2 protein-coding genes and 1 pseudogene are annotated in these 2,335 nt (G+C 68.7%); 2 read left to right on the forward strand and 1 reads right to left on the reverse strand.

Annotated features, from left to right (window positions below; genetic code table 11):
* The first annotated feature begins 234 nt into the window (after window positions 1-234).
* A complete protein-coding gene (locus tag AB0873_RS32270) occupies window positions 235-714 on the forward strand; it encodes a MarR family transcriptional regulator (RefSeq protein ID WP_155332876.1) in 480 nt (159 codons plus the stop codon).
* A gap of 10 nt (window positions 715-724) precedes the next feature.
* Window positions 725-1,294, forward strand: a pseudogene (locus AB0873_RS32275) (pirin family protein); the annotation flags it as partial.
* Window positions 1,295-1,550: 256 nt separating this feature from the next.
* Here AB0873_RS32275 and AB0873_RS32280 read toward each other — a convergent pair.
* Window positions 1,551-1,991: a transposase gene (locus tag AB0873_RS32280; protein ID WP_366604558.1), complete on the reverse strand. Its 441-nt coding sequence runs from the start codon at window positions 1,989-1,991 to the stop codon at window positions 1,551-1,553.
* Between the last annotated feature and the right edge of the window lie 344 nt (window positions 1,992-2,335).

Genomic DNA, 2,335 nt, shown 5'->3' on the forward strand with positions numbered 1-2,335 from the left:
CCTCGCCCCTATCACCTGGGGGGTCTTTCCGGCGGGCGGCCCCGCCCCGCGGGGGGGGGCCCCCCCCCGGGGGGGGGGGGGGCGCCGGCGCGGGGGGGGGGGGGGGCCCCCCCCCGCGTCCCGGTCTGCGGTCTTTGAAATCTGTATGGGATGGCTGGCTCTGGAGGGAGCGGCCTGGTGGTCGCCGCGTCAGGCCTTGTTGTCAAAATTTGAAACAGTGCTACTGTTGCTGCCGTGACCGAGAGTCTGGAGCCGGAGCGCCGCACCGCCTGGCGGGCGTACATCGAGGCCAGCCAGCGACTCTTCACCCAGCTGGAGGACGACCTTCGCGCCGACAGCGGGCTGAGCTTCGCCGACTACCACGTGCTGGTGCTGCTCGCCGAGGCGCCGGGGCAGCGACTGCGGATGGGTGAACTGGCCAGCCGGCTGGTCTTCTCGCCGAGCCGGCTGACGTACCAGATCTCCTCGATGCAGCGGCGCGGCCTGGTGGCCCGGGAGGCCTGTCCCGAGGACCGCCGGGGCAGCGAAGCGGTGCTCACCGCCGCCGGGCTGCTGACCCTGCGGGAGGCGGCGCCGCACCACCTGGCGTCGGTCCGCACCCATCTGATGGACGACCTCGACGCCGACGAGGTCGCCTGCCTCACCCGGATCTTCGACCGGCTCGGGCGCCGGCTGCGCGCCGAGCGCGACCCGGCCCACCCCAGCGAGAGCTAAGGAGCCCGCGATGCCCGCCATCACCGTCGACAACGTGCTCGTCCTGCCCCGCCTGCCCCGGCTCGACGAGTCCACGACCTTCCGGCCGGTCCGCCGGCTGACCACCGCGCCGAGCGGGTACGAGGGCGAGGGCTTCCCCGTGCGCCGCGCCTTCGCCGGGGTGCCGCTGAACGAGCTCGACCCGTTCATCCACCTCGACCAGATGGGCGAGGTCGACTACGCGCCGGGCGAGCCGAAGGGCACGGCATGGCACCCGCACCGCGGGTTCGAGACCGTCACGTACATCATCGACGGCGTCTTCGACCACCAGGACACGCACGGCGGCGGTGGCACGATCGCCGACGGCGACACCCAGTGGATGACCGCCGGCAGCGGCCTCCTGCACATCGAGGCACCGCCGGAGCACCTCGTGATGAGCGGCGGCCTGTTCCACGGCACGCAGCTGTGGGTCAACCTGCCGCGGGTCGCGAAGATGATCGCGCCGAAGTACCAGGACATCCGCGGCCGCGAGTCGGCGCTGCTCACCACGCCGGACGGCGGTGCGCTGATCCGGGTGATCGCCGGCGAGATCGCCGGGCACCTCCACGTCAAGCTGTTCTACCGGAGCAGAGGTAATGTTCTGGGTGCCGAGCTGGTCACGCGCATAGCTGGCGAAATCGGCGTTGGACGACAAGACGATGCCGACAAGGAGCAGCAGGGCCGCCAGGCCCAGCCCACCGATGCTCAACAGCAGGTCGAGGGTCCTACGCTTCATGAAATCCTCCAGCAAGTTGGCGACTAATCTTTGTTCGTCACATCGTCAACGTCTCTACCCCGCCCGGTTAGGGCCGGAATCCCTAGATCAACGGGACCTTCGACCCCCGCCAGTCGCTGCCCCTACACGCTTGCTGATCGCATGGGCGGTTTCGCGCGGCGCCGTCTACCAGCCACACCGCATCGAGCCGGTCGGTCTTGGGCCGGCCCGGCACGTTCTTGACATGTTTGGCGTTGAGCAGCCAGCACTGGAAGCCTGCCGCTTTCAGCAGGTAGAACACCGGCTTCCAGTAGTCCGAGGTCGCTTCCATCGCCACCAACTCAACCCGCTCGACACGCAGCCAGTCCGCCAACGCCAGCAACGCCGGCGTCACCGTCGCGTACTCACGAACCTCCTGAACCCGCCGGTCCGGGCGAGTCGTGTGCGGCACCCGCACACACGCGACCAGACCAGCCTTGCCGATGTCGATCGCAGCACACACCCGCGCGACCACCTGCACCGGCTCCTCGATGATCTCCTCCACCGCCGTCACCCTTCACCCATGCCGACGGGGCGGTCACCCGCGGGAACGGTGCGGGGGCAAGGACAGAGGCGGACTCGCGTGCTCAAAGCGACAATGCAGGGCCCCTAGATCACGCTCCCAGCGTCAGACTCTTAGAGCCTGGTAAATAAGGGTTCCGGGAGGCCGGCGGTTCGGTGAAAATCGACAACCGTGACGGCGTCGGTGTGGCGGCGTGACATAGGGAAGGGCCTTCGGTACGAGCAAAGGCGACTAGTAGTGCTTTGTTAGGTTCGGTGGCGTTTGTTGCGGTGTAACGGTTTCACGGGTTGATGGCAGGTGAGGCAGGCGCCGGTCCAGGTTGCGAG

Origin of the sequence: Micromonospora sp. NPDC047707, assembly GCF_040704235.1 — a bacterium.
Taxonomy (GTDB): domain Bacteria; phylum Actinomycetota; class Actinomycetes; order Mycobacteriales; family Micromonosporaceae; genus Micromonospora.